Origin of the sequence: Helicobacter bizzozeronii (assembly GCF_900196775.1) — a bacterium.
Taxonomy (GTDB): domain Bacteria; phylum Campylobacterota; class Campylobacteria; order Campylobacterales; family Helicobacteraceae; genus Helicobacter; species Helicobacter bizzozeronii.
This window is the reverse complement of sequence record NZ_FZLB01000041.1, coordinates 62,570-84,194: the sequence shown is the minus strand read 5'-3', so window position 1 is coordinate 84,194 and position 21,625 is coordinate 62,570. Positions and strand designations below refer to the sequence as shown.

The window sequence follows — 21,625 nt, the reverse complement described above, 5'->3', positions numbered from 1 at the left end:
GAAAACATGGTTGTTTGCCAAGGGGGTTTGGCGTTGCTAATTGCCCTTACTTGCTGGTTTTAAGTTATAATGCTAAGGATTTGCCTATTTTAGGATTTTGATTAGTTTAAGGATGTCCATGTTCTTGCCTGTTTATTTCGTTTCGCTCAAAGATCACCCCCGGCGCGCACATTGCCAAAGCATCATCGACAACCCACCCGCTCAAGAAGGCGATCTCAAATTGCAATTCCAAATTTTTGATGCCATTGACAAGCACAGCGATTATTTTAAAAGTGGATTGATTGAAAATTCCTATTCCCCTAAATGGCTTAAAGAGAGCGAATGGTTTAGAGGCATGCACGGGCGGGAGTTACTGCCCGAGGAGCTAGGTTGTTATGCCAGCCATTACATGCTGTGGCTCAAGTGCATTGAGCTCAACCGCCCCATCGTGATTTTAGAAGATGATGTGATTCTCAAACCCCATTTTTATGAAAGCGTGGCGCATTGCGTGCAAAGCCCCTTTGATTTTGTGCGCTTATTTGCCACCTTTTGGGAGATCAAAACCAAAAGATCGGCCATTGCCCACATAGGCGGGTCGCAAGTGCTGCCCACCGACCCCAAAGTTGAAGTGATTTTAAAAGAGCATTTTTATTTGTCTGCCTTTGATGTCTTTGCCGCATCTGCTTATTACCTCACTCCCAAGGCAGCAAAAGCCTTTGTGAGCGCGAGTTTGCACTTCACCGAGCCAGCTGATAACCTACTTTCTTTAGTGCATGCCCATAAAATCCCCAATTTCACCTATATCCCTTTGAGTGCGGGGTTTAGTAAATACCACACGATTTCAACGATCACATCAGACGATTCTACTGACTTACGGACCAGCACCTATAAACCCTCTATGCGATTCCTCACTCGCTTTTTGACCTCTGCTTTCTTCACTGCCCGCCGTTATTATTATTACCGCTTGTTTCTCAAACGCTACGCCCATCTGCGCTAAGGGTCTCTAAAAATGGGGGGAGAATCTGATCGTAAGTGTAGTTTTGAATCGTGGCATGCAGGGTCTGGGCGATTTGGTTGTAATACTGCGGGTCGCTGAGCAGAACATCAATTTTATGTGCCATGTCTTGGGGGGTTTGCACCACCAGATCGGCACAAAGTTGCTTGACTTGCCCAATATCCATGCACACAAAGGGCAAGCCATATTGCATGCTCTCTAAGATCACCAAGGGGTAGCATAAATGGGGGGCAGCGTGCAAAAACAAAGTGGCATGGGCAAAGAGGTCCAAGACTTGTGGGCGTTCTAAAAAATGCAAAAAAAACACGGGTTTAAAGCCATGTTGGTCATCGAGTTCTTGCTTGCGGGTTTTGAGCATGCCTAAGGTGTGCGAATCGTTGTAGGACCCCACAAAGATCAAGGGGATTTGTGCTTGGCTTAAATAATAGGCTTGCAAAATTTGATCATGGTTGTTATGCAGGCTGTAATTAGAGACACTGAGCAAATAGGGGGTTTGCATCAGGGTTTCTAAATCCCCGCTAGGTTCTGTGGGCACATTTAAGGGGAGTTGCAAACTCTTAGAAGGGTAGGTCTGTAAAACCCCATGGGGTAAAATACCGACTTTAGAGCAAAGGGGACTCAAAGTGTGGTAGGCATGCGTGTCTTGGCTTAGGAAAAACACACGATCAAAGTCTTTAAGGTGCGTTTCAAGCGTGCGTTTGAGCCACCTAAAATAGTTCTTTTCTTTACCCAAGCGGAGCAAGCAGATCTTGGCGATTTCTTTAAAGCGGCGCTTCCATGAATGGTCTTGCCAAATAGGGGGCGTATCCTCCAAGCGCAATATTTTTTTAACTTTCAAAGTGGGCAACAAATCATAGAACAGATCGCACGCCCAGTGCAGGGTGTGGGCATTGGCAATTCCTGAGCAAAACAGGAGATCGCCATCAAAATGCACCACAAAATCCCGGTAAGCAACAATCTCGCCCTTAGTCAAATAGCCTTCCGTATAGATATGAAACCCAATTACAAACAGATTAGGGGCGATTTCTATGGCCTCTTTGGTGGTGTTGCCACTGGTGAGGTTGTGCGTTATGCCCTCCCATTGGAGGGTTTGCAACCCGAGCGTGTCGGTATCACTGGTGCAGACAAAGACGCTGTGCCCTGCCCTAGCAAGGGCTAGGCTCAAGTGGTAATCTGCCATTGCCCACCCTAGTTGCAAGGGGTAATACTGGCTGGTGCAAAAGAGAATGCGCATGGGAATCCTAAGTTTGAGAATATAGGGGATTATAACACAAGGGCTTGCTAGGCTTGTTAATTATTAGCGTTATTTTGGTTTTAATCTAAGTTTGGCTAGTATGAGCCATATCTAGATTGAGGATGCCCAATGGTTGTTCTTTACAGCACCGAGCAATATTACCCTCTACAGGCGGGCAGAGCCACTGCCGATTATAATCTCACCTACGCCTTAGCCCAAGCCGGGCATGTGGTCTATGTGATCACAACAAACACCTATGGCCCGCTCCAACTCAAAAGGGAGGGTGGTATCTCAATTGTTTCTAGTGGTTCGATACGCAGAGAAGCCGTCGAAATTGCGCCCCGTTTGTTTGTGATCGAGATGGACATTTATGACAAGGAGGGTTGGAAGGGCGAAGTGGCACTCTATCAGGACTTTGTGCATTACTTTGAGTGCGATCTGTTCATCGCTTCTGGGATTTGGGCTTGGACAAGTGATCTGACTTTTGACTTATTGCCTGTGTGTTCCGCTAAAAAGAAAATCTTGCGATCCCATGGGGAATATGCACTCATGCATGGTGGCCCCAAAGGCTTTGTGCAACATCTCAAACTTTGGGTCAAAAAAATTCTCTATAACCCTGAGCGTTACAGATTAAACGCCTACATTCCCTTGTTGCGCGCCAAACTCAAGCAGTGTTTAAAAGACTATGATCGCGTTTTTTTCTTGCACAAGCGTAGCCATGGGTATGCGTATTTTGAGCCCTATTGCCCCAATATCGATGTGTTGCCCAATGGGGTTTTTGAAAAAGATATTTGCCCGCCTAAAACCTTACCAAGAAGCTATTTACGCCCACAACACACAACACACAACACACAATCTGTGCCAAATAATTGGGGCGATGGGCCCTATGTGTTGAATGTTTCAAGCTACTACAAGGAAAAGGGTCAAGATGCCGTGCTAGAGGCTTACTACCGCAGTGAAGCAGACATTCCTTTGGTTTTTGTGGGGTTTTTAAATGCCGGGGATACCCTTGATTCTCTCAAGACTCTAAAAACACAGCTGGATCACACATACGGCACTAGAGAGGTGCATTTTTTATACCAACTCCCACGCGAGCAAGTGTTGGAGGTTTTTAAACAAGCCACACTCTTTTTGCATGCCAGCCATGAAGAGGGCTTTCCTATGGTGATTTTGGAGAGCATGCAATTTGGTATCCCCTTTATTTGCACCGATGTGGGTAATGTCCGGGATTTGTGTGCAGAATTAATCATTAATAGCCCTCTAGAAATGGCTACAAAAATCAATGCCTTACTGGGCGATCCAGATTATTACAACCAAATGTCCCAAGAAATGCACCATACGATTAAGGAATACACTTATGAAAAGATTATAGATAAGATAGAATCTGTGATTCAAGACTAATGGAATTAAAGAGGTTGTCAAAAATCAAGACTCGCCCGCATAAACACAATAAAAACCGCAGGTTGGTTCTTAAGAGTTAAGCATGTTCCAAAACCTCCCTCAAGTCTAGGGTTTGTGTCACCACGCTGGCGGCTTTTTTGGTGATCTCTTTGGCATTAAAAGCGATGCTCACATCGGCTAATTTAAACATGCTGATGTCATTGGCCCCATCGCCTATGGCTAAGGTGTGTTTAACTTGTAATAATTCTTGCAAGTTAGCTAACATCTCGGCTTTGGAGTCAGAGCGCATCATAGGACCGCTCACCGCACCGCTTAATACCCCCTCTTTGGTGTGTAAGGCGTTGCTAAAGTGCCCATCTAAGCCTAATTTTTCTTTAAAAAACCCAGTCGCCCATGTAAAGCCTCCACTAAAGCACACCACCTTATAGCCCCTTTGGTGCAAGCCCTGCACCACTTCGTGCGCTCCTGTATGCAGGGGTAAGTTTTGGCAAATTTCTTGAGCCTTGCGCGCATCCATGCCCTTAAGCATCGCCACCCTTGCTAGCAAGCTCTCATAAAAATCTGCCTTGCCCTCCATCGCTCTAAGCGTGTAATTTTGCACATCCACGCCAACGCCATAAGCTTGGGCTAAAACCTCCAAAGTTTCGGCATTGACCAAAGTCGAGTCAAAATCAAAGACCGCTAATTTCATGGGATTCCTTTTGTTGTTGGGGTAGGCGTAGGGCAAAAAATAGCCCCAAAAGTTTAAAATCTAAGCCCACCGCTTCTAGGGCTAGCTGGGTTTGCCAAGTAGCCCACTCCCCCAAAAAATCTGCTTTTTTAGCGTCCAAATACGCCCGTGCTTGTGTGTCCTCTGTGTAAAGCGGTTCGCCCACAATGGGAAAACCCAGTGCGCTTAAATGCAAGCGGATTTGGTGGGTGCGTCCGGTTAGGGGGGTGATTTTTAAGTGGGTTTGGTTGGTCTTTGGGTTATAGCTTAGTATTTCTATAGTAGTTGCGCTAAATTTGCCCTGTGTGCTAATTTTTGAGCGCACGCCCAAATCCCCCCGAATGCTAGAAGGTTCTAAAATAGGCAAGATCACGCTAAAAGCCCCACTGGCATACAAACGCATATCCCCCATAACCCGTGCTAGGTAGGTTTTTTGGATTTGGCGGGTGCTAAACAACTCCCTTAAGGCGTTTTCGTGCGCCTTGCTCTGGCTCACCAAAACTAACCCGCTGGTTTCATAATCTAGGCGGTGGATCAAGCGCGCTTGGGGGTTGTGGGCATAAATGCTTTCATAAAGACTATCAGTGTGGTGGTTTTTGGGGTGGCTATAGAGGTTTTTGGGTTTGTAGTAAAGGGCAAAAAAGGGGGTGTTGAAAATGGGGGTAATTTTAGGTTTTAGGGCGGGTTTGAAAAAGAGCAGGCGCACGGGCTGATCTAAAATTTGTGCCTTGTGGAGTTTTTGCCCTTGCATGGTGCATAAACGCCCCCGATCGATGTGGCTTTGGGCTTGCTTAAGGCTACAAGCTAGAACCTCAGCCACAAATTTAGCCGCCTTTGTGGGGGCTTTGGGCGTGAAAACTTCCTCAATAAAGGGCATTACATGCAGGCTTGCACGAAAGCTTTAAACAAGGGATTAGGAGCGATTAAGCGGGAGGTGAATTCGGGGTGGTATTGCACGCCCAAGAAAAAGTAGCGGTTTTTGAGGGTCAAAGCCTCTATAATGCTTTGTTGGTTGTCATCAAGGCTAGTGGCGATCACTTCTAAGCCATGTTTAGCATAATCTTCTAGGTAAGCAGGGTTGATGGTGTAGCGGTGGCGGTGGCGCTCTAGGATATTTTCCGCATGGTAGATTTGGGCGATTTGGGAGTCTTTTTTGAGGGTGATGGCGTGTGTGCCTAGGCGCATGCTAGAACCCTTGTGCGTGGTGTTGGTTTGGCTGTGGAGCAAATCCACCACCTTATGGGGGGCATTTTTATCAAACTCGCTAGAGTGCGCGCCACTCAAGCCCAGCACATGCCTAGCAAATTCTACCACCATGAGCTGTGCCCCCAAGCACACCCCAAATAAGGGGACATGGTTTTCTCGAGCATAGGTGATCGCATTGATCATGCCCTCAATCCCACGATGCCCAAACCCCCCGGGGATCAAAATCCCTTGCAAATCTTGCAAAGTGCGGGCGATGCGTTGTTTTAATTGTGTGTCGCTCTCGCCCTCTTGGTTTTGCAAATCCTCGCTATTAATAAAGATCACCTCAACTTTTACTTTTAAGTGCGCCCCCACACAGACCATGCTCTCCAAATAGCTTTTATACGACTCGCCCAGATGGACATATTTCCCCACAAAGCCAATTTTGATCGTGCGTTTGGGGTTTAAGATGTGATAGACCAAGTCTTCCCATTGCTGGAGGGCATGCTGATCCAAAGAGGCTTGTAGGTTGAAATGCCTAAAGAGCGCATCTAAAAGCCCCTCTTGGAGGTAGTGCGTGGGGCAGGCATAGATGGTGGGCGCATCTTTGGCTTGGATCACATTTTCCACGCACACATCGCAACTGCTGGCAATCTTGGTCTTGATCTCAGGGCTTAAATCTTGGCTGCAGCGGGCTAGAATGATATTAGCACTCACGCCCAAACGGCGCAATTCAATGATGGAATGTTGGGTGGGTTTGGTTTTGAGTTCATGGCTGGTGGCAATGAGGGGCACTAAAGTTACATGGATATTGGCGACTTGTTTAGAACCCAGAGCGCTTCTAAGCTCCCTAATGGCTTCTAAATAGACCATGCCCTCAATGTCGCCCACCGTGCCCCCCACCTCCACGATTAAAAAATCCTTGCCCTCGCCCAGTTTTAAAATGCGTTCCTTGATCTCTTCGACAATGTGGGGGATCACTTGGATGGTCTTGCCTAAGTATTTGCCCTCCCGCTCCTTTTCAATCACGCTCAAATAAATTTGCCCGGTGGTGAAGTTGTTGGCTTTAGAAAAATCTTTGTTTAAAAAGCGTTCATAATGCCCGATGTCTAAATCCGTTTCGCTCCCATCAGCAGTTACAAAGACCTCGCCATGCTCAAAGGGGCTAAGTGTCCCCGGATCCACATTGATATAAGGGTCGATCTTTAAAATATCCACTTTAAAGGCGCAGAGTTTTAATAAATGCGCCAAACTACTAGAGGCCACCCCCTTGCCCAAAGAACTCAAAACCCCCCCAGTAATAAAAACAAATCTGGTTTGCATGCTTCCTTCTTTTAATACAGATTGACAACTAGGTAATTGTCTTTTTGATCGATCTTATACTGGTATTGCCCATCTAAAGTGATGATGAAGCGGTAGAAGTTATCATGGGTGTTGATGGCGATGTTGCGGACATATTTATGATTAATGGATAATTCCTGCCTCAAATCCTTTGCCTTGCGATCAATGTCAATTACTAGGCGATAAGGATCAATGAGCACAAAGGATCGCTGGAGAGTATCTGCTGTCCTCAAGTAAAGCTTGTTTTCGCGAATCCAAAACTCATACCCTCCAATGCTATAAGTGCTCTTTTCGGGTTGCAAAAATGCCCCCTCTTGAGTGAGTTTGAGCGGGTAGTGCCAGTCGATGTGTTGGTTAATATCCACCTCTTGGGTGTGGGTTGTGCCATCCAAATCTTGGTAAAAAATGGTGATTTTAGAGAGGACTCTAGCGGTGGTGGGCAAAGAAACCTTAATGGACTTGAAATAATCAAATACCTCATCTTTAGGGAACTTAGTATCCATGCGTTGGGCTTTTTTGGAGGGCACAAAGGGGTTATCTCTAGCCCCCAACACGCTTAAAACCAGCAAAATACCCAGCCATTTGGACATATTCACTTCTTTGGTTCTAATTCTTTGAGCTCAAAGAGTTGTTTTTGGAGTTTGGCATTTTCATATTGCAAGTTCTGCACGGCACTTTGCAATGTTTCTTGTCTTTGTTCTAGCGCGTTTAACACCTCAAAGGAGTTATTCCCAAAAAACAACCCGCCTAAGTAAATGCCCAGTGCGACCAATGCACCAAAAAATAACAACACCCACCGGTATGAATAAACAGATTGCCACACCCACATAGAGCTAATCGAGGACTTCGGGATGTTTATCCGTGTTGCAACATTTTTCTTTGACTTGCGTAGCGATCTCTAAAGCTAAATCAGGGTCGTTTTTCAAGGTCAGCTTGGCTGCTTCTCTGCCCTGCCCGAGTTTTCTATCCAAGTAGCTAAACCATGCCCCGCTTTTTTCGACAATGTCTAACTTAACGCCATAATCGATCAATTCGCCCTCGTAGCTGATCCCCTCGCCATACATCACATCAAATTCGGCTTCTTTGAAGGGCGGGGCGACCTTGTTTTTCACCACCTTAACCTTAACGCGGTTGCCAATGGGGTGTTCGCTAGCCTTTAGCGTGGCGATGCGGCGGATGTCAAGGCGCACGCTGGCATAAAACTTCAACGCATTGCCCCCGGTGGTGGTCTCCGGACTCCCATAACCCATCGTGCCAATTTTCATGCGAATCTGGTTGATAAAAATTAAAGTCGTGTTCATCTTGTGCAAAATGCCCGTGATCTTGCGCAAAGCTTGGCTCATCAAGCGGGCTTGCAAGCCCACATGCTGATCGCCCATGTCCCCCTCAATCTCCGCCCGTGGGGTGAGTGCTGCCACCGAATCGACCACGATCACATCCACCGCCCCCGTGCGCGCCAAAGTTTCTAAAATCTCCAAAGCCTCTTCGCCCGTATCAGGTTGGGAAATTAAGAGGTTATCAGTATCCACGCCTAGTTTTTTAGCATATTGCACATCTAAGGCGTGTTCGGCATCGATAAAAGCACAAGCCCCCCCGTTTTTTTGCGCCTGTGCTACGATATGCAAGGTTAAAGTCGTTTTGCCACTGGACTCAGGACCATAAATTTCCACAATGCGCCCCTTAGGCACGCCCCCAATGCCCAATGCCAAATCCAGCCCCAAAGAGCCCGTGGGCGTGGCCTCAATGGGTTCGACCTCTCTATCACCTAGGCGCATCAAAGCACCCTTGCCAAAAGTCTTATCAATCTGTTTGATTGCCGCTTCCAATGCCCGTTGTCTTTGTTCATCCACGCCAAGTCCTTTTAGATCAAAAGCCACATTTTAACACCTTGTGCCTTAAACAAAGGTTTATCTTTTATGTGGCACAATTAGGGGCAATTTTTTGCTTTTTTAAAGGCTGGCGATGGTGAGGCTGTTGGTGTTTTTAAGCACGCTTTATTTGGGCGGGTGTTTGCAACCTATGGAGGGCCCACAAGCTGAAAAGGTGGATAAACAAGTGCAATGCGGGTTTGGCTCGAGTGGATGTTAAGATAAAAGGATCAAATTGGCAGAGGTGATTGGTGTTAAAAAAGAGGGTGTTATTTATGATTTGCAAAGTGTGCAGGATTTAGGCATCCAAGGCGATCCCATCGCCTTTGGGGAGGAGCCCGAGGCTTTGGAGATTTTACGGCACTCTTGTGCGCATTTGCTTGCCCAAGCGATCAAGCAACTTTACCCCGATGCGCAATTTTTTGTGGGTCCGGTGGTGGAGGAGGGGTTTTATTATGACTTTAAGACCCAAGCTAAAATCTCTGAGGAAGATTTAGCCGTGATTGAAGCCAAAATGAAAGAGATCGCCAAGAATAAACACGCCATCACCAAGAGCACCATGACCCGTAAAGAGGCGTTAGAGAAGTTTAAAAACGATCCCCTAAAACACGCCGTGATGTCCAAAATTGAGGGGGATTGTTTGAGCGTCTATGCCCAAGGCGAGTTTGAAGACTTGTGCCGGGGTCCGCATTTGCCCCACACCGGGTTTTTAGAGCATTTCAAGCTGACCAAATTAGCTGGGGCGTATTTGGGGGGTGATGAAAATGCCGAGATGTTGCAACGCATTTATGGGATCGCCTTTGCCAAAAAAGAGAGTTTAAAAGCCTATTTAACCCAGCTTGAGGAAGCCAAAAAGAGGGATCACCGCAAACTAGGGCAGGAGTTAGGGCTATTTTGCTTTAATGAGGATTTGGGGGCGGGCTTGCCTATTTGGCTACCCAATGGCATGCGGTTACGCAAACGCCTAGAGGATTTACTAAGCCAAGCCTTGCTCAAATATGGCTATGAGCCCGTACGCGGTCCCGAGATTTTAAAAAGCGCGCTTTGGCAGACCAGCGGGCACTATGATAACTACAAAGAAAACATGTATTTTACGATCATCGATGAGATCGAATATGGGATCAAGCCGATGAATTGTGTGGGGCATATCAAGGTCTATCAGCATGCCCTGCGATCTTATCGCGATCTGCCCTTGCGTTTTTATGAATACGGCGTGGTGCACCGGCATGAAAAAAGCGGGGTTTTGCATGGGCTCTTAAGGGTGCGAGAATTTACCCAAGATGATGCGCATATTTTTTGCCGTTTTGATCAGATCAAGGCGGAGGTGCAAGCCATTTTAGAATTCACTAAAAAAGTGATGGGGGCTTTTGGGTTTGTTTATGAAATGGAGCTTTCCACCAAGCCTGAGAAGCATATCGGCGATGCCCAAGTGTGGGAGCAAGCCACAAATGCCCTCAAACATGCCCTAGAGGAACAGGGGATTAACTTTAAGATCGATGCGGGCGGGGGGGCATTTTATGGACCTAAAATCGATATTAAGATCACCGATGCGATCGGGCGTAAATGGCAATGTGGGACCGTGCAGGTGGATATGAATTTGCCCGATCGTTTTGCTCTGAGTTACACCAATGAGCAAAGCCTAGAGGAACAGCCCGTGATGATCCACCGCGCGATCTTGGGCTCTTTTGAGCGATTTATCGCCATTTTGACCGAACACTATAGCGGGAATTTTCCTTTTTTTATTGCGCCCGTGCAAATTGCTTTAGTCCCCGTTTCACAAGATCAGCTAGAATATGCTCTAGCCCTCAAAGATCGGCTCGTGGATTTGGGGCTATTCGTGCAAGTGGTGCATAAAAACGAAACGCTGAGCAAGCGCATCCGCACCTTAGAGAAGCAAAAAATCCCCTTGATCGCTGTGATCGGGGCTCAAGAGGTGCAAGAGCACAGCTTGGCTATTCGGGATCGGGCTTTAGGCAAACAATATCCAATGGAAATGGAGGCATTTATTAACATGGTAAAGGGTAAAATGCAAGAGGTTAGTTTTTGAGCAAAGAAGAAGTGTTGCTAAATGATGCGATTGATTTTAAGCAGGTGCGTTGTGTGGGCGATGGGGGGGAGCAGTTTGGTATCCTCTCTTCTAAGGAGGCTTTAAGGATTGCGCATTCTAAGGGCTTGGATTTGGTTTTGATTGCGGCTAATGCCAAGCCCCCCGTGTGTAAGGTGATGGATTATGGCAAATATTGCTACCAAGCCGAGAAAAAGCTCAAGGAAGCCAAGAAAAAGCAAAAGCAAATTGAGATCAAGGAGATCAAACTCTCCACCCAGATCGCCCAAAATGACATCAACTACAAGATCAAGCATGCTCGGGAATTCATTGAAGAGGGCAAGCATGTCAAGTTTAAGGTGGTGCTTAAAGGCAGAGAGAGCAATGACCCCAAGGCGGGCTTGGGTGTGCTCGAGCGGGTGAGAGACATGATGAGCGATATTGCCGATGCGCAAAAAGAGCCCAAGAGCGAAGGGCGGTTTGTGATGTGGCTCTTTGTGCCCCAAAAGAAATAAATTTATGAAAGGAGAGCAGATGCCTAAGATGAAGACCAATCGCGGGGCAGCCAAGCGTTTTAAGGTGAAAAAAAATCTCATCAAACGCGGGAGTGCTTTTAAAAGCCATATTTTGACCAAAAAAAGCCCCCAACGCAAGGCTAATCTGAATGCGCCCCACTATGTGCATAGCACCAACATGCACGCTGTGGCGAGCATGTTGTGCCGCTAGTTTAAGTTTTCCCCCTCCAAGCGTAGGCTAAAAAGGGTCAAGATCAACACACCTCAAAAGGTAAAGGAAAAAAATGAGAGTCAAAACAGGCGTTGTGCGCCGCAGACGGCATAAAAAAGTTTTAAAACAAGCCCGTGGGTTTTTTAGCGGGCGTAGGAAGCATTTTAGGAAAGCCAAAGAGCAATTAGAACGCAGTTTGTGCTATGCCTTTAGGGATCGCAAGCAAAAGAAACGCACCTTTAGGAGTTTGTGGATTGTGCGTATCAATGCGGCTTGCCGCTTGCACAACACCAGCTATTCTAAGTTCATGCACGCCTTGAAAAGCGCCAATATCGAGCTGGATCGCAAGATTTTAGCCGACATGGCGATGAACGATCCGGGTGCTTTTGAAAAGCTCTTTAGCCAAGTGCAGGCGCATCTGTAAGGTGGTGGGCAATAGCCATTTTTGTGGCTATTGCTACAGAAATTTTTAAAATAATATTGTTTTTTTGGTTACCTCTATCTCTTTTGATTAATAAAAATTTTTAATTTTTTATGCTAGAATGAAAACCTCAAACTTCTAAATTTTAGATTTTAAGAAACTTGGAGTTAAGGATAACAATGAAAAAATATATGGTGGCGGGCGCAATTCCCCTAGTGGCGATGTTGTTAGCGGCTGAAGAAAGCCCCAAAAAGCCCCAAGAGGCTAAGGCGAGTGCCCATAAAAAAGTGCGCGCCCCTCAGGGCAGACATGGTGAGAGGAACGGCTTCTTTATTGGGGGGGATTACCAACTGGGCATGATGAGCTCCACCGAGCAAGCTTGTAGTATGGTTAAGAACCCCAACAGCTATCTCAATGCTCCAGCACAGATTAGTAGCTGTGATGGGGCGCGCCAACAGGTTAATGTCGGCACAGTAGCTAAACCGGTATATAACACCGTGTGGGGCAATATGGGGCAAAAAAACTACATGGGTTATTTGCATGGCAAGTCCTATGTAACCAATGGGCTTGGGGTCTTGATGGGCTACAAGCACTTCTTTAAGAAGTTGCCCGAGCTGGGTTTGCGCTATTATGGGTTTTTTGATTGGGCACATTCCTATTACCGGTATTTCCAAACACTCAATTCAGGACCTCAAGATATTTACCAACAAACCAATATCTTTGCCTATGGTGTGGGGACAGACCTTCTTTTTAACCCCAAACCCTTTAACAAAGAAAACTTCCATTTTGGTTTCTTCTTAGGTGTCGCCATCGGGGGGACTTCCTTTGCCCCCACTAGCAAATTCTTTAACCAACTGCTCCAAGCGTATGGAACACGCCTACGCACCTCTAACTTCCAATTCTTTGTCAATGGCGGAATCCGCGTGGGGAGCCGACACAACGGCTTTGAATTTGGGATCAAAATCCCCACCATTGGCACAAACTACTTCTATTCCAACGGGGCAAAAGCAGTGATGAATACGCCCTACTCCTTGACCTTGCACCGCAACTTTGTCTTCTACTGGCGCTATATGGTGAGCTTTTAAGGCTTTTACCACCTATTAGCTCTGCTCTGCTATCATAGGGGGTGGAGAGCGAGCATCACTGGTGTGGGTCTTGGGCTTCAAACCCAACGGGTGTTTAGGTGTTCTAGGCACCGCAAAGTTCGATTCTTTGGCTCTCTTGCCAAAAAAAAGGTTTTTCATGCGAGAGATTTTCTTATGTTCCATTTCTAATGTCAGCAGTGGGGATTGTAGCGAGGATTGCGCTTATTGCACGCAAAGTTCCCACCACCAAGGCAAGATTCGCCGTTACAAATACAAAAAAGAAGAAGATGTTTTACAAGAGGCTAAGGCTCTGCGCGCCCTAGGGGCTTTGGGCTTTTGCTTGGTAACCTCTGGTCGGGGGCTAGATTCCAAAAAATGCGATTACATCGCTAGGCTGGCGCGCACCATCAAACAAGAAGTGCCCGATCTGCATTTGATCGCTTGCTGTGGGCGTGCCGATGTGGATTCGTTGCGTTTTTTAAAAGAAAATGGCATTGATAGCTACAACCACAACCTAGAGAGTTCCCAAAATTTCTTCCCTAATATCTGCACCACCCACCCTTGGGAGGAGCGTTTTAGCACTTGTGAAAACACCCTTAAGGCGGGCTTGAGTCTGTGTAGCGGGGGGATTTTTGGCTTGGGTGAGAGTTTTGAGGATCGCATTGAGCTATTACGCACCTTGCAATCTTTAACCCCCGCCACCACGCCCATTAACTTTTTTATCCCCAACCCCTCTTTGCCTATTAAACAAAGCGTGATGAGCGCACCAGAAGCCCTAGAATGCCTTGCCTTAGCCAAAGAGTTTTTACCCAAAACCCGCCTCATGGTCGCTGGGGGGCGTGAAGTGGTCTTTGGGAGCGACCAACAGGGCATTTTTGATTGCGGGGTGGAGGCGATTGTGCTGGGCGATTATTTGACCACTAAGGGCGATGCGCCTAAAAAAGACTTGGAGATGTTGCAAACTTACGGGCTTACCATCGCGACTAGCTGTCATTGATCAAGGCGTTTTTTAAACATCTGGCACAAAGTGTGCTGGGTTTTTGTTATCTGTGTTCTTACTTTGTAAATGACAAGGTCAAAAAGCAATTTGAAGCGATCGCCTCCATTTTCTACTACGCCTCTTCGCTGAGTTTCTACACAATTTTATCTTTTTCGCCCATTTTAATTTTTGTCGCCCTCTTTTTGATCACCCCCTTTGCCAAAAGCTTTGAGCTTGAAACCCTGCTTTTCCCCGATAGCCCCGATTTTATCCAAGCCAGCCGTTCCTTTTTGCACGCCTTTATGCAAAATAACCGCACTTTGGGCGTGGTGCAAATCGCCTCCATTACGCTCGCTTTTTTGCTCTTTTGCGAGAATTACCGCGATATTGCCTCTAAAATTTTCCACGCCGAGCCCAGAGATTATTTTTATTTTAGGGGCAGAAGGATTTTTGTATTTTGGGGGTTTGGCACGGGCATTGTGTTTTTAATTGTCCTGCCCTTGATTATTCTCTATGAAATCAAGGTCCAAGCCATCACCAATAACCCCGTGTTGCTCTCTTTTTTGCGTTGGGTGGGGACTTATATTTTTTGCCTGTTCTCTTTTTTAATGCCCACCAACAAGGTTTTCAAACGGCTATTATACCCCTTATTGTGGAGCTTAATCACGAGCATTTGTTGGCATTTAATGAAATGGGGGTTTGTTTATTATATCCTTTATAACCGCACTTATCGCGAACTCTATGGATCGGTGTCGATTCTGTGGTTTTTGATGTCCTATATTTACGCCTCGTGGTTGCTCTTGCTTTTGGGGATGCATGGCTGTGAGGTGTGCGATCAAAACAGCACTAAGAAACCTCTTTCTTAGATAAAGCGTCTAAAACGGCGTTAATGAGTTTGGGGGCTTGTTCCTCCCCGTAATTTTTAGCCAGCTCAATGGCTTCGTTGATCACAATGGGGGATTTGGTGCTGGTGTGTAAAATCTCATAAGCCCCCAAACGCAGGATCGCCCGTTCCATGCTCCCCATGCGTTTTAAATCCCAATCTTTGAGTAAGGGTTTTAAGGTGTTATCCAAGCTTTCTAGGCGTGTTAGCGTGCCCTCTAAGAGTTCGAGTGCAAAGCGTTGCTGGGCGTTTTTAATTTTCCTCTCTTCTAGCAAACTGGGGGCTAGATTTAAAATCGCCCCATTCCCGCTATCAAAGGCATAGAGCAAGCCCACCACCGCCTCTCTAACTTGGCTTCTAGTTGCCATTAGATCAAACTGTAGAGATTGAGCAGTTCAATCAACGCATCCATCGCCTCAAAACCCTTATTGCCCGCCTTGCTCCCGGCGCGCTCAATGGCTTGTTCGATATTATCGGTGGTGAGCAACCCAAAGCTAACGGGGATTTTGTATTTGAGCGTGGCATTGGCAATCCCCTTAGTGGCTTCTGCGCTCACATAGTCAAAATGGGGAGTCCCGCCCCGAATCAACGCCCCCACCACGCAGATACCATCATATTTAGCACTGGCTAGCAAACGATCCAACACAAAGGGCAATTCATAAGCCCCGGGGACTTTCACAATGCTTAGATGATCCAAACAACCCCCGTGGCGCTCAAAACTATCTAGCGCGCCCTCAATGAGCCGATCGGTGATGATGTGGTTAAAACGCGCGGCTAAAATAGCGACTTTCTCGCTACCCTTTAAAAAAAGTTTGCCCTCAATGCTGTGTGGCATGTTTATCCTTTTGGTGGTTTAAAGATTGGTTGCACTCTTGCAAAACCAAGAGATCGCTGGCTAAGTCTAAGAGATGAGCGGTTAAAATCATATTGGGTCCATCGCTTAGGGCATTTTGTGGATCAATGTGGGTTTCCATAAAAAACCCATCCACACCCACTACCGCCCCAGCCTTTGCCAAGTAGGGCACAAAGGAGCTATCCCCTGCGCTCTTACCCCCCGCCCCCCCGGGCATTTGCACGCTGTGGGTAACATCAAAGATCACGGGCGCAAAGGCGCGCATGATCACCAGTGATCGCATATCTACGACCAAATTTGCATACCCAAAACTGGCTCCCCGCTCGCATAAATAAATGCCATGTTCTAAACACGCCTCATAGGTGGGTGCTTCATATTTGTTTTTTGCCCGTGTGTTTAAAGCTTTAAGCGCGCTGTATTGCATGTCTTTGGGGTGCATGAACTGCCCCTTTTTGATGTTGATGATGCTTTTAGTCTGTGCCGCAGCCACGATCAAATCGGTTTGGCGGCATAAAAACGCCGGGATTTGCAAAACATCCACCACTTCAGCCACAGGACCTGCCTGCACGCTCTCATGGATGTCGGTTAAGAGTTTGTAGCCAAATTTGTCCTTAATGTCCCCTAACATTTGCAAGCCCTTTTGCAAGCCCGGACCCCGGTAACTCTCTAGGCTAGTGCGGTTGGCCTTATCAAAGCTGGCTTTAAAATAAAAATCAAACTTGGGGTTGGAGGCTAGGGGTTTGAGTTCTTGGGCGATCTGCTCTAAAATCTCCCAATCCTCAATCACACATGGACCAGCAATCATCACACTCTTAGGCAAGAATCATCCTTGTTTTGAAGTGTGCTATAATACCAGCTTGTCTGTATGGATTTGCTGAAAACAAAGGAGAGTGCATGCAACTATGCTTGGCTTTGGATTTAGAGAGTCAGAAGGCATGTTTGAATCTGCTAGAACAGCTTAAGGGGCTGAATCTGTGGATCAAATTAGGCTTGAGGGGGTTTATTAGAGAGGGTCCTAGTTTTTTAGAACGCATTAAAAACATCGATTCGGGCTTTAAGCTCTTTTTGGACCTCAAATTACACGACATCTCTTACACTATGCAAGAGACGGTGATCGAGTGTGCTAAACTGGGCGTGGATATGCTCACCTTGCATGCCAGCAGTGGGCAAGAGGCGTTAAAAAATGCCGTGCAAGCCTTAAAGACCTTTGAGGGTAAAAAGCCCTTGCTAATGGGCGTAACCCTGCTAACAAGCCTAGATGAATCCCAAGCCCAAGCCATCTACCATGCCCCCCTCTTGGATCAAACCCTCTATTTAGCCAAATTGTGTTTTGATTGTGGTTTAGATGGGGTGGTCTGCTCGGTCTTTGAGAGTCTAGCGATCAAACAAGCCACAAAAGCGGATTTTTTAACTTTAACCCCGGGGATTCGCCCCCCCAACACCCCCCTAGGCGATCAAAAACGCGTGGGTACAATTGCAGATGCCAAAAAGGCACACGCTGATTTTATTGTCATGGGGCGACCTATCTATGGCGCATCTAACCCCTTAGAGATAACCCGCCATATTTTGGAGCAAATCTAATGCAAGTCTTACACACATGCCAAGAACTCCAAGCCTTTAGAAAATCCCTAGATTCTGTGGGCTTTGTCCCCACGATGGGTGCGCTCCACCCCGGGCATGCCAGCCTCATCACACGCTCCAAACAAGAAAACCCCCAAACGATTGTTTCTATCTTTGTCAATCCCACCCAATTTGCTCCTCATGAGGATTTGAGTTGCTACCCTAGAGACTTAGAGGCAGACTTAAAGCTATGCCAGAGTTTGGGGGTTGATGGGGTGTTTGTGCCCGCTGTGCTCGATCTCTACCCCTTTGAGTCAGCCATCACCCTAAACCCTGCGCCAGACTTGCTAGGCTATGAAGCCGATCACAGACCCACGCATCTTAACGGGGTGTTACAAGTGGTCTTAAAACTCTTTAACCTCGTGCGCCCCCAAAAGGCTTATTTTGGCAAAAAAGATGCCCAACAACTCTTGCATGTCCAACGCTTAGTAGCTGATTTCTTTTTAGAGATTGAGATTGTTCCTTGTGAAATTGTGCGCGATCGCGATGGTTTGGCCCTAAGTTCTCGCAATGTTTATTTGAGTGCCTCCCAAAGGCAAGAAGCCCTAAAAATCCCCCTAGCTTTAGAGCGCATGCAGATAGCCTACCAACAAGGCATGCACAATACGGCTAGTCTTATCCAAATTGGCTTAGACACCTTGCAGGGCTTAAAAGTGCATTATTTATGCATTTGTAACCACAATTTAGAACCCCTAGCCCAAATTGAACCCAACAAAACCCTCATTTTGTGCGCCGTGCAAGTGGGCACCACACGGCTTTTAGACAATGCTTGGCTTTAGGCTGTTATCTGTTCTTTAAAATACCCACTAAAGCCAATTTTTTAGCGAGCAGAGAGCTTTTTAGCGTTCTTGCAACTCTGTTCCTCTCCCATATCGCATGCCTTTTTATAATATTCAGAAGCCATTTCTGTATCTTTGCCCACACCATGCCCATTGGCATACATATCGCCCAAGTCCTGATAGGCTAATGCATAGTCCATCTTGGCCGCTTTTTTTAGATATTCAAGAGCCTCAGGATAATCTTTTTCAACCCCCTCGCCCACAACATACATATGCCCCACTTGGTAACACGCCTGCGCATTGTCCAAATCTGCACTTCTTTTGAAATATTCTAGGGCTTTTCCATAATTTTTGACCACCCCCTGACCCTTGTAATACATGTTGCCTAGATTCAAATAGGCATAATCATTGCCCATGTCTGCGCTCTTTTGGTAGTATTCCAATGCCTTAAAATAGTCCTTGCCCACACCCAAACCACCGCGATACAAGTCCCCCAAGCCTAAAAAACCATAGGAATCCCCCATGTCCGCTGCCTTTTGGTAGTATTGAAACGCTTTTTTGTAATCTTTTTTAACACCTTGACCCTTCTCATACAGGTCTCCTAAATTATTAAAGGCTATGGGTATCCCTGCATCCGCTGCCTTTTGGAAATATTCCAGCGCTTTTTTGTAATCCTTTTTAACTCCTTTGCCCTCGTAATATAGGCTTCCCAAATTCACATAAGACTCAGCAACCCCAGCATCCGCTGCCTTTTGGTAGTATTCCAACGCCTTTTTGTAATCTTTGGCAACACCATGCCCATTGGCATAGATAGTTCCCAAATCTACATAGGCATCAGCTACCCCTAAGTTAGTTGCCTTTTGGTAGTATTCCAACGCCTTTTTGTAATCCTTTTCCACGCCATCGCCCCGTGCATACATCCATCCTAGTGCATAATAAGCCATACCATTCCCCGTATCGGCGGCTTCTTGGTAATATTCACGGGCTTTTTCATAGTCTTTAGCCACTCCCCTACCCTTAGCATACATGTACCCTAGCCAATAATACCCCTCAATATTCCCTGCATGGACAGCTCCCTGAAAGTATTCAAATGCCTTTTCATCATCCTTGACCACCCCTTGTCCATTCAAATACATGATTCCCAAACTCAGATAAGCCCGCCCATCCCCCATATCTGTAGCTCTTTGGAAATGCTCTAGGGCTTTAAAATAATCCTTAGAAACACCTTGACCACTGAAATACATGTGCCCTAAAAAGTAGTGCCCCCCAGCATCCCCCATATCCGCCGCCTTTTGGAAGTATGCAACTGCTTTTTTGTAATCTTTGGCAACACCATGCCCATTGGCATAGATAAGCCCCAAACCTGTATAAGCACTAGCAAACCCCAACTCCCCTGCTTTTTGGTAATATGTGGCCGCCTTTTGGTAATCTTGACGCACACCTTGACCATCTGCATACAAAGTACCCAACATGGCATACCCCTGAGCCTCCCCGGCATTAGCCGCTTTTTTAGAATAGGCAAACGCCTTGTCATAATTCTTTTGTTGGTAATACTCCCGTGCTTTTTCAAGAAACTTTTCCCCCCTATGGCTCTGCGCCCCACACAACGCCACAGACAAAACCAACGCCCCTACAACCTTGATCACACGATCGTTAAAAACCATATTGACTCCTTTTCCTTAATTTTCTAACAGCTCTTTAACATTTTGGCAAGCCATATCGGCACCCATTTGGCATGCCTTTTGATAATAAACATAAGCCATTTGGCGATCGACCCCCACACCCAAGCCATTAGCATACACCAACCCTAAATTATTGTAAGCCCCAGCAACACCCACACGCGCCGCTATTTTAAAATACTTTAACGCCTTGGCATAATCTTGTTTCATGCCTTGCCCCTTAAGATACATCATGCCAATATTGTTATAAACGCCAACAAGCCCCGCATCAATAGCTTTTTTGAAATACTCAAGAGCCCTTCTGTAGTCCTTACGCACGCCTTGCCCATTTTTATACATCACGCCCAAACCAGCATAAGCCTCAACAATGCCCCCATCCGCTGCCTTTTGGAAGTATTGTAAGGCTTTTTTGTAATCTTTAGCAACACCTTGTCCGCTGTAATACATTTTGGCTAAATTTTGGTAGGAATGGATAATGCCCCCATTAATGGCCTTTTTATAGTAATACAAAGCTTTGCCAAAGTCGCGTGGAACGCCCAAACCCTGAAAATAGAGCAGTGCCAAATTGTGATACCCCAAAGCATCCCCCAACTCCACAGCTTTTTTAAAGTATTTTAAGGCTTTGGCATAATCCTCACTGCCATCTTGATCGCTCATATACATTGTTCCCAAATTCACATAAGCCCCGGCAAATCCTGCATCCGCTGCCTTTTGGTAGTATTTGAAGGCCTTATACAGGTCCTTATGTGCCCCCTGACCAGAAGAATAAATATCCCCTAGCTTATAATACCCGCGTGCATCGCCCATGCGTGCGGCGTTTTGGTAGTATCTAATGGCTTTAGCATAGTCCTTTTGCTCATAATAAGTTTCTGCTTTTTTAAATAGCTCTGATCCACTCTTTGCACCACACAACCCCATAGACAAAAATAACACCCCTAACACCAAACTCACACGACCCAAAACCATGCAACACCTTGTGAATTGATTAGTTCAAGGAGCTATTGTAACATCTTATTGCCAACCGATGCTTTTTAGCGGCGTTGGATCGTCCTAGTTATGCAAACTTGGATACAATTATTTTATCTTAGCAATATTGAGGAATAGCAATGAAAATCTTGGCCTTGATCTTTTGCCCCTTTGTCTTTTTTGCCTTAAGGCAACAACTAGGTAAGGCACTTGTGGCATGCCTGCCCACTTATGCGTTTTGGTTTTTGATCTCCCTTGATAGAGAGGTCACCTTTATCGTTTTTGTCATTATTTTTATCGCTACAATCATTTGGGTGATCCAAACCAATGCATATAAAAGTTTTAACAAACTCCCCAAATACACTTTTACTTCTGTGTTTTTGCCTTTTGCAATATTATTTGACTACAAACGCAAAACATTAGGCATGCTCGCCATCGTAAGCATGGTATTTGGTTATTTGTGCCTTAAGGGGGCATTGCGATTCCACGCATCCAAACTAGAAGAAGAGATGGCCATATTGTTTGTCTTTTTGATTTTTGGTAGCTTACACCTCTCTTTTAGTCTATTCTCCCTCATGAAATGTGTGAGCACATCTTTAGAAACGCAAGAAACGCAAGAGCAAGCACCAACCCCAAGCCCTACAGCCCCGAGTCAAAGGGCATCGCACAAGTTCTCCCATGCAGACCTCGCCAAACTCCTTACTCTCCCAAATGATCAGTTGATCGAGTTTTTAAAGGACAAAACGCCTAAAGAAATTGCCACCATACAAACCAGCCTAGAGGATTTGCCCATCAAACAACAAATCCCCATCAAAAAAGCCATTAAAGAGGTCTTAGGGGAATTGGAAAATATCTAAG

25 protein-coding genes and 1 tRNA gene are annotated in these 21,625 nt (G+C 46.1%); 14 read left to right on the top strand and 12 right to left on the bottom strand.

All coding sequences use genetic code 11. The annotated features are described in order from the left end of the window. Positions 1 to 118: 118 nt before the first annotated feature. Positions 119 to 976 carry a glycosyltransferase family 25 protein gene (locus tag C5684_RS05530; RefSeq protein ID WP_104639664.1) on the top strand — a complete coding sequence of 286 codons (858 nt, stop codon included), beginning with the start codon at positions 119 to 121 and terminating at the stop codon, positions 974 to 976. Here C5684_RS05530 and C5684_RS05525 read toward each other — a convergent pair. After that, positions 951 to 2,228, bottom strand: coding sequence for a glycosyltransferase family 4 protein (locus tag C5684_RS05525; protein ID WP_104639663.1), 1,278 nt, complete (start codon positions 2,226 to 2,228; stop codon positions 951 to 953). The two genes, C5684_RS05530 and C5684_RS05525, sit on opposite strands and share 26 nt — an antisense overlap. Before the next feature lie 129 nt (positions 2,229 to 2,357). Between C5684_RS05525 and C5684_RS09310 the strand changes: the two genes are divergently transcribed. Next, positions 2,358 to 3,629 (top strand): glycosyltransferase family 4 protein, encoded by a 1,272-nt coding sequence (locus C5684_RS09310; RefSeq protein ID WP_233708668.1) that lies wholly within the window; start codon positions 2,358 to 2,360, stop codon positions 3,627 to 3,629. 76 nt (positions 3,630 to 3,705) lie between these two features. Here C5684_RS09310 and serB read toward each other — a convergent pair whose 3' ends face one another. From serB to recA, 6 genes are read right to left on the bottom strand one after another with little or no spacing between them, the layout of a single operon-like run. Further along, a complete protein-coding gene (gene serB / locus C5684_RS05515) occupies positions 3,706 to 4,320 on the bottom strand; it encodes a phosphoserine phosphatase SerB (protein ID WP_104639662.1) in 615 nt (204 codons plus the stop codon). Beyond that, entirely contained in the window at positions 4,301 to 5,215 is a 915-nt protein-coding gene (locus tag C5684_RS05510) for a pseudouridine synthase family protein (RefSeq protein ID WP_104639661.1), read from the bottom strand. The genes serB and C5684_RS05510 overlap by 20 nt, the downstream gene beginning before the upstream one ends. Next, positions 5,215 to 6,846: a CTP synthase gene (locus C5684_RS05505; RefSeq protein ID WP_104639660.1), complete on the bottom strand. Its 1,632-nt coding sequence runs from the start codon at positions 6,844 to 6,846 to the stop codon at positions 5,215 to 5,217. Before C5684_RS05505 ends, C5684_RS05510 begins: the two co-directional genes overlap by 1 nt. A gap of 11 nt (positions 6,847 to 6,857) precedes the next feature. Further along, positions 6,858 to 7,454 carry an AMIN domain-containing protein gene (locus C5684_RS05500; protein WP_104639659.1) on the bottom strand — a complete coding sequence of 199 codons (597 nt, stop codon included), beginning with the start codon at positions 7,452 to 7,454 and terminating at the stop codon, positions 6,858 to 6,860. 2 nt (positions 7,455 to 7,456) lie between these two features. Continuing rightward, entirely contained in the window at positions 7,457 to 7,657 is a 201-nt protein-coding gene (locus C5684_RS05495; protein ID WP_233708667.1) for a hypothetical protein, read from the bottom strand. Between the two features lie 40 nt (positions 7,658 to 7,697). Then, entirely contained in the window at positions 7,698 to 8,714 is a 1,017-nt protein-coding gene (gene recA / locus C5684_RS05490) for a recombinase RecA (RefSeq protein WP_104639689.1), read from the bottom strand. Positions 8,715 to 8,826: 112 nt separating this feature from the next. Between recA and C5684_RS09685 the strand changes: the two genes are divergently transcribed. The 9 genes from C5684_RS09685 (at position 8,827) to C5684_RS05455 (ending at position 14,853) form a co-directional block, all read left to right on the top strand. Further along, the gene (locus C5684_RS09685) at positions 8,827 to 8,952 is read left to right on the top strand and encodes a hypothetical protein (RefSeq protein ID WP_013890186.1); all 126 of its coding nucleotides are present in this window, start codon (positions 8,827 to 8,829) and stop codon (positions 8,950 to 8,952) included. A 9-nt stretch (positions 8,953 to 8,961) separates the two neighbouring features. Then, positions 8,962 to 10,779: a threonine--tRNA ligase gene (gene thrS / locus C5684_RS05485; RefSeq protein ID WP_456152206.1), complete on the top strand. Its 1,818-nt coding sequence runs from the start codon at positions 8,962 to 8,964 to the stop codon at positions 10,777 to 10,779. Further along, entirely contained in the window at positions 10,776 to 11,291 is a 516-nt protein-coding gene (infC, locus tag C5684_RS05480; protein WP_104639656.1) for a translation initiation factor IF-3, read from the top strand. The genes thrS and infC overlap by 4 nt, the downstream gene beginning before the upstream one ends. A gap of 19 nt (positions 11,292 to 11,310) precedes the next feature. Next, positions 11,311 to 11,502: a 50S ribosomal protein L35 gene (rpmI, locus tag C5684_RS05475; protein ID WP_013890184.1), complete on the top strand. Its 192-nt coding sequence runs from the start codon at positions 11,311 to 11,313 to the stop codon at positions 11,500 to 11,502. 73 nt (positions 11,503 to 11,575) lie between these two features. After that, positions 11,576 to 11,926 (top strand): 50S ribosomal protein L20, encoded by a 351-nt coding sequence (gene rplT / locus C5684_RS05470; RefSeq protein ID WP_104639655.1) that lies wholly within the window; start codon positions 11,576 to 11,578, stop codon positions 11,924 to 11,926. Between the two features lie 176 nt (positions 11,927 to 12,102). Beyond that, a complete protein-coding gene (locus C5684_RS05465) occupies positions 12,103 to 13,008 on the top strand; it encodes an outer membrane protein (protein WP_104639654.1) in 906 nt (301 codons plus the stop codon). A 44-nt stretch (positions 13,009 to 13,052) separates the two neighbouring features. After that, positions 13,053 to 13,150: transfer RNA gene (locus tag C5684_RS09145), tRNA-Sec, on the top strand. Then, positions 13,145 to 14,005, top strand: a complete 861-nt coding sequence (locus C5684_RS05460) for a biotin synthase (RefSeq protein WP_267891340.1) — start codon at positions 13,145 to 13,147, stop codon at positions 14,003 to 14,005. Before C5684_RS09145 ends, C5684_RS05460 begins: the two co-directional genes overlap by 6 nt. Continuing rightward, the gene (locus tag C5684_RS05455; RefSeq protein ID WP_407645769.1) at positions 14,005 to 14,853 is read left to right on the top strand and encodes a YihY family inner membrane protein; all 849 of its coding nucleotides are present in this window, start codon (positions 14,005 to 14,007) and stop codon (positions 14,851 to 14,853) included. The genes C5684_RS05460 and C5684_RS05455 overlap by 1 nt, the downstream gene beginning before the upstream one ends. On the opposite strand, the gene nusB is transcribed toward C5684_RS05455, so the two are convergent. Genes nusB through kdsA form a run of 3 tightly spaced genes read right to left on the bottom strand, consistent with a single transcriptional unit; the run spans position 14,834 to position 16,528 of the window. After that, on the bottom strand, positions 14,834 to 15,238 hold the full coding sequence (gene nusB, locus C5684_RS05450; protein ID WP_104628547.1) for a transcription antitermination factor NusB: 405 nt from the start codon (positions 15,236 to 15,238) through the stop codon (positions 14,834 to 14,836). The two genes, C5684_RS05455 and nusB, sit on opposite strands and share 20 nt — an antisense overlap. Then, the gene (gene ribH, locus C5684_RS05445) at positions 15,238 to 15,705 is read right to left on the bottom strand and encodes a 6,7-dimethyl-8-ribityllumazine synthase (protein WP_006015992.1); all 468 of its coding nucleotides are present in this window, start codon (positions 15,703 to 15,705) and stop codon (positions 15,238 to 15,240) included. The genes nusB and ribH overlap by 1 nt, the downstream gene beginning before the upstream one ends. Then, a complete protein-coding gene (kdsA, locus tag C5684_RS05440) occupies positions 15,689 to 16,528 on the bottom strand; it encodes a 3-deoxy-8-phosphooctulonate synthase (protein ID WP_199764504.1) in 840 nt (279 codons plus the stop codon). Before kdsA ends, ribH begins: the two co-directional genes overlap by 17 nt. Positions 16,529 to 16,617: 89 nt before the next feature. Here kdsA and pyrF point away from each other — a divergent pair, with 89 nt between their 5' ends. Beyond that, positions 16,618 to 17,304 (top strand): orotidine-5'-phosphate decarboxylase, encoded by a 687-nt coding sequence (pyrF, locus tag C5684_RS05435; protein WP_104639651.1) that lies wholly within the window; start codon positions 16,618 to 16,620, stop codon positions 17,302 to 17,304. Further along, a complete protein-coding gene (gene panC, locus C5684_RS05430) occupies positions 17,304 to 18,122 on the top strand; it encodes a pantoate--beta-alanine ligase (RefSeq protein ID WP_104639650.1) in 819 nt (272 codons plus the stop codon). Before pyrF ends, panC begins: the two co-directional genes overlap by 1 nt. 41 nt (positions 18,123 to 18,163) lie before the next feature. Here panC and C5684_RS05425 read toward each other — a convergent pair whose 3' ends face one another. After that, positions 18,164 to 19,786 carry a tetratricopeptide repeat protein gene (locus tag C5684_RS05425; RefSeq protein ID WP_104639649.1) on the bottom strand — a complete coding sequence of 541 codons (1,623 nt, stop codon included), beginning with the start codon at positions 19,784 to 19,786 and terminating at the stop codon, positions 18,164 to 18,166. 15 nt (positions 19,787 to 19,801) lie between these two features. Continuing rightward, complete coding sequence (locus C5684_RS05420; RefSeq protein ID WP_013890173.1) at positions 19,802 to 20,767, bottom strand: tetratricopeptide repeat protein; 966 nt, start codon at positions 20,765 to 20,767, stop codon at positions 19,802 to 19,804. Positions 20,768 to 20,907: 140 nt separating this feature from the next. On the opposite strand from C5684_RS05420, the gene C5684_RS05415 reads away from it, so the two are divergent. Beyond that, on the top strand, positions 20,908 to 21,624 hold the full coding sequence (locus C5684_RS05415) for a hypothetical protein (RefSeq protein WP_013890172.1): 717 nt from the start codon (positions 20,908 to 20,910) through the stop codon (positions 21,622 to 21,624). Position 21,625 lies beyond the last annotated feature (1 nt).

Excerpts from the sequence above, each read along its gene's own strand:
- C5684_RS09685 (WP_013890186.1), top strand. The coding sequence starts at position 8,827 with ATGGTGAGGCTGTTGGTGTTTTTAAGCACGCTTTATTTGGGCGGGTGT.
- C5684_RS05500 (WP_104639659.1), bottom strand. The coding sequence starts at position 7,454 with ATGTCCAAATGGCTGGGTATTTTGCTGGTTTTAAGCGTGTTGGGGGCT.
- kdsA (WP_199764504.1), bottom strand. The coding sequence starts at position 16,528 with ATGATTGCTGGTCCATGTGTGATTGAGGATTGGGAGATTTTAGAGCAG.
- C5684_RS05415 (WP_013890172.1), top strand. The coding sequence starts at position 20,908 with ATGAAAATCTTGGCCTTGATCTTTTGCCCCTTTGTCTTTTTTGCCTTA.
- ribH (WP_006015992.1), bottom strand. The coding sequence starts at position 15,705 with ATGCCACACAGCATTGAGGGCAAACTTTTTTTAAAGGGTAGCGAGAAA.
- C5684_RS05510 (WP_104639661.1), bottom strand. The coding sequence starts at position 5,215 with ATGCCCTTTATTGAGGAAGTTTTCACGCCCAAAGCCCCCACAAAGGCG.
- C5684_RS09310 (WP_233708668.1), top strand. The coding sequence starts at position 2,358 with ATGGTTGTTCTTTACAGCACCGAGCAATATTACCCTCTACAGGCGGGC.
- C5684_RS05530 (WP_104639664.1), top strand. The coding sequence starts at position 119 with ATGTTCTTGCCTGTTTATTTCGTTTCGCTCAAAGATCACCCCCGGCGC.
- C5684_RS05465 (WP_104639654.1), top strand. The coding sequence starts at position 12,103 with ATGAAAAAATATATGGTGGCGGGCGCAATTCCCCTAGTGGCGATGTTG.
- C5684_RS05420 (WP_013890173.1), bottom strand. The coding sequence starts at position 20,767 with ATGGTTTTGGGTCGTGTGAGTTTGGTGTTAGGGGTGTTATTTTTGTCT.
- C5684_RS05425 (WP_104639649.1), bottom strand. The coding sequence starts at position 19,786 with ATGGTTTTTAACGATCGTGTGATCAAGGTTGTAGGGGCGTTGGTTTTG.
- C5684_RS05525 (WP_104639663.1), bottom strand. The coding sequence starts at position 2,228 with ATGCGCATTCTCTTTTGCACCAGCCAGTATTACCCCTTGCAACTAGGG.
- panC (WP_104639650.1), top strand. The coding sequence starts at position 17,304 with ATGCAAGTCTTACACACATGCCAAGAACTCCAAGCCTTTAGAAAATCC.
- rpmI (WP_013890184.1), top strand. The coding sequence starts at position 11,311 with ATGCCTAAGATGAAGACCAATCGCGGGGCAGCCAAGCGTTTTAAGGTG.
- rplT (WP_104639655.1), top strand. The coding sequence starts at position 11,576 with ATGAGAGTCAAAACAGGCGTTGTGCGCCGCAGACGGCATAAAAAAGTT.
- serB (WP_104639662.1), bottom strand. The coding sequence starts at position 4,320 with ATGAAATTAGCGGTCTTTGATTTTGACTCGACTTTGGTCAATGCCGAA.
- nusB (WP_104628547.1), bottom strand. The coding sequence starts at position 15,238 with ATGGCAACTAGAAGCCAAGTTAGAGAGGCGGTGGTGGGCTTGCTCTAT.
- C5684_RS05505 (WP_104639660.1), bottom strand. The coding sequence starts at position 6,846 with ATGCAAACCAGATTTGTTTTTATTACTGGGGGGGTTTTGAGTTCTTTG.
- pyrF (WP_104639651.1), top strand. The coding sequence starts at position 16,618 with ATGCAACTATGCTTGGCTTTGGATTTAGAGAGTCAGAAGGCATGTTTG.